Genomic DNA, 3,230 nt, shown 5'->3' on the forward strand with positions numbered 1-3,230 from the left:
TCGGCCCGACGGCCGGTCAGGGCGATGTCGTAGCCGTAGCTGGCCAGCACCCGGGCGAAGGCGGCGCCGATGCCGGCCGAGGCGCCGGTGACCAGCGCCAGTCTGCGTTCCATGCCGATGCTCCCCCAGCGCCCACGGGGAACCTCGCGTCTCGACGGGCCCGGCGCAAGGGCCAAGCCGAGCGGTGAGATTGAACGCGGCGCAGATTGGGTGTATCGCGCCGCCCGCGTGACGGCATCGGGCCGCCCAAGGGGACTCCGGTCCCCGGAGATGTTGGATGGCTGATCCGGCCAGCGCCCCGGCTAGCGGGGCGGAAGGGACGCTTCACGCGCCCGCCCATGCCCCCAAGGACAAGTTCTGGGCCCTGGCCTTGGGCTCCGTCGGCGTCGTGTTCGGCGACATCGGCACCAGCCCGCTCTACGCCATGCGCGAGGCCCTGGCCCACAGCCGCAGCGGCGGGACGTCCGAACTGGCGGTGCTGGGGGTGGTGTCGCTGATCACCTGGGCCCTGATCCTGATCGTCACGGTCAAGTACGTCATCTTCCTGATGCGGGCCGACAACAAGGGCGAGGGCGGAACCCTGGCGCTGATGGCCCTGGCCCAGCGTGTCAGCCCCGGCCAGCGGTCGATGGTCATCTTCCTGCTCGGCGTGTTCGGCGCGGCGCTGTTCTATGCCGACGGCATCATCACCCCGGCGGTGTCGGTGCTCGGCTCGATGGAGGGGATGCGCGAGCTGCCGGGCGTCGGCAAGCGGCTGTCGCCGCTGGTCCTGCCGCTGACGGCGATCATCCTCGTGGCGCTGTTCCTGGTGCAGTCGCGCGGCACCGCCAGCGTCGCGCGGTTGTTCGGGCCCGTGACGGCGCTGTGGTTCCTGGTGCTGGGCGGCCTCGGCCTGTTCCACATCGCAGACGACATCTCGGTGATCCGCGGGCTGTCGCCGCACTACGGCGTGCTGTTCCTGATCGACAACGGCTTCCTCGGCTTCGTCATCCTAGGCAGCGTGTTCCTGGCGGTGACCGGGGCCGAGGCGCTCTACGCCGACATGGGCCATTTCGGGAAAGGGCCGATCCGCGCCGCCTGGGTCGTCCTCGTGCTGCCGTCGCTGGTGCTGAACTACCTGGGCCAGGGAGCCATGGTGCTCGCGCGGCCCGACACCCGCACCAATCCGTTCTTCGAGATGATCCCCACGGCGGTCTACTGGCCGGTCTGGCTGCTCTCGATCGCCGCCACCGTCATCGCCTCGCAGGCGGTGATCACCGGCGCCTTCTCCATGACCCAGCAGGCGGTGCAGCTCGGCCTGCTGCCGCGCATCGACATCCGCCGCACCAGCGAGACCCAGGCCGGCCAGATCTATGTGCCGCAGGTCAACACCCTGCTGATGGTCGGGGTGCTGGTGCTGCTGTTCATGTTCCGCACCTCGTCAAACCTGGCGGCCGCCTACGGCATCGCGGTGACCGGCGCGATGTTCGTCGACACCCTGCTGTTCTTCTACATCGTCCACTACATGTGGAAGCGGCCGGCGTGGCAGGCGGCGGCGGCGAGCGCCGCCTTCGGGGCCCTCGACGTCGTCTTCATCTCCTCCAACCTGCTGAAGATCCCGCAGGGAGCCTGGCTGCCGCTGGTGCTGGGCGCCGGGCTCGTGCTGATCATGTGGACCTGGACGCGCGGCGCCCAGATCCTGTCGGAGAAGGCCCGCCGCGAGAGCGTGCCGCTGAGCGAGCTGGCCGACATCCTCAAGGCCCGGGCGCCGCACCGGGCGCCGGGGACCGCGATCTTCCTGACCTCCGACCCCGACACCTCGCCGGTCGCGCTGATGCACAACCTCAAGCACAACAAGGTGCTGCACGAGAAGAACATCATCCTGACCGTCCAGACGGCCGAGACGCCGCGCGTGCCCGACGCCAGGCGGGTGCAGATCCAGCCGCTGAACGAGGACTTCAAGAAGGTGACGATCGCCTACGGCTTCATGGAGAGCCCCAACGTGCCCAAGGCGCTGGGGCTGTGCCGCAAGCAGGGGATCAAGTTCGACATCATGGCGACCAGCTTCTTCCTCGGCCGCCGCTCGGTGGTGCCGTCGGCGCAGTCGGGCATGCCGCTGTGGCAGGACAAGCTGTTCATCTTTTTGATGCGCAACGCCGCCAATCCGACCGACTTCTATCGCATCCCGCCCGGCCGCGTGGTCGAAATGGGGGCGCAGGTGACGATCTGATGCTGGCCATCCTGCCCTACGTCGCCGACGCGCTGTGGATCCTGGTCATGGCGGCCATCGCCTCGACCTGCCGCTCGGCGATGCAGCAGATCCCCAAGGACGCCCGCATCGCCATGCCGTGGTCAGGCGGCGGCGGCCGGCAGATCCCGCGCGATGCGGCCATGGCGATGGCGATCGGCGTGCCGTTCGTCTTCGGCCTGATCCTGCTTGCGGTCGGCCGGCTGGCCGATGCGCCGGACAAGGTCCTGATCGTCTTTCTCGCCCGCCTGGCCACCGCGCCGGTGTTCGCCCTGGTCCACATCGGCTGGCTGCGCGGGGTGATGGAGGACTTCGGCGGCCCCACCCCCCGGCGCTGAGGCCGCTTTGACCTTGAACCTTCGCCGCGTTCGCTCTTAAAGGCGCGCGACCCCTCTCCCGCGATACCCTTCAGGAACCGTCCCGCCATGGCCGAAAAGCCCGTCAAGAAGGTCGTCCTCGCCTATTCCGGCGGCCTCGACACCTCGATCATCCTGAAGTGGCTGCAGACCGAGTATGGCGCGGAGGTCGTCACCTTCACCGCCGACCTCGGCCAGGGCGAAGAGCTGGAGCCGGCCCGCAAGAAGGCCGAACTGCTGGGCATCAAGCCCGAGAACATCTTCATCGACGACCTGCGCGAGGAGTTCGTCCGCGACTACGTGTTCCCCATGTTCCGCGCCAACACGGTCTATGAGGGCCAGTACCTGCTCGGCACCTCGATCGCCCGGCCGCTGATCGCCAAGCGCCAGATCGAGATCGCCCGGAAAGTCGGCGCCGACGCCGTCTGCCACGGGGCGACCGGCAAGGGGAACGACCAGGTACGTTTCGAGCTCGGCTACTATGCGCTGGAGCCCGACATCCGGGTGATCGCGCCGTGGCGCGAATGGGACTTCAAGAGCCGCGAGGCGCTGATCAGCTTCGCCGAGCAGCACCAGATCCCGATCAGCAAGGACAAGCGCGGCGAGAGCCCGTTCAGCGTCGACGCCAACCTGCTGCACTCCTCATC

4 protein-coding genes are annotated in these 3,230 nt (G+C 68.5%); 3 read left to right on the top strand and 1 reads right to left on the bottom strand.

Annotation, left to right across the window (positions count from 1 at the left end):
* A partial coding sequence (locus ACILRF_RS15670; protein ID WP_395674537.1) for an SDR family NAD(P)-dependent oxidoreductase occupies positions 1-113 on the bottom strand: 113 nt, incomplete at its 3' end.
* A gap of 164 nt (positions 114-277) precedes the next feature.
* Here ACILRF_RS15670 and ACILRF_RS15675 point away from each other — a divergent pair.
* The 3 genes from ACILRF_RS15675 to ACILRF_RS15685 all read left to right on the top strand — a co-directional run.
* Complete coding sequence (locus tag ACILRF_RS15675; RefSeq protein ID WP_395674531.1) at positions 278-2,209, top strand: potassium transporter Kup; 1,932 nt, start codon at positions 278-280, stop codon at positions 2,207-2,209.
* Complete coding sequence (locus ACILRF_RS15680; RefSeq protein WP_395674533.1) at positions 2,209-2,565, top strand: hypothetical protein; 357 nt, start codon at positions 2,209-2,211, stop codon at positions 2,563-2,565. The genes ACILRF_RS15675 and ACILRF_RS15680 overlap by 1 nt, the downstream gene beginning before the upstream one ends.
* Before the next feature lie 87 nt (positions 2,566-2,652).
* Positions 2,653-3,230: argininosuccinate synthase domain-containing protein (locus ACILRF_RS15685; protein ID WP_395674535.1), on the top strand; the 578-nt coding region annotated here is incomplete at its 3' end.

The organism is Phenylobacterium sp., from assembly GCF_044236515.1.
In the GTDB taxonomy this organism is placed as follows: Bacteria; Pseudomonadota; Alphaproteobacteria; order Caulobacterales; family Caulobacteraceae; genus Phenylobacterium.

Bases quoted from the DNA above. Each gene is read 5' to 3' on its own strand.
- ACILRF_RS15680 (WP_395674533.1), top strand. From the start codon at position 2,209: ATGCTGGCCATCCTGCCCTACGTCGCCGACGCGCTGTGGATCCTGGTC.
- ACILRF_RS15675 (WP_395674531.1), top strand. From the start codon at position 278: ATGGCTGATCCGGCCAGCGCCCCGGCTAGCGGGGCGGAAGGGACGCTT.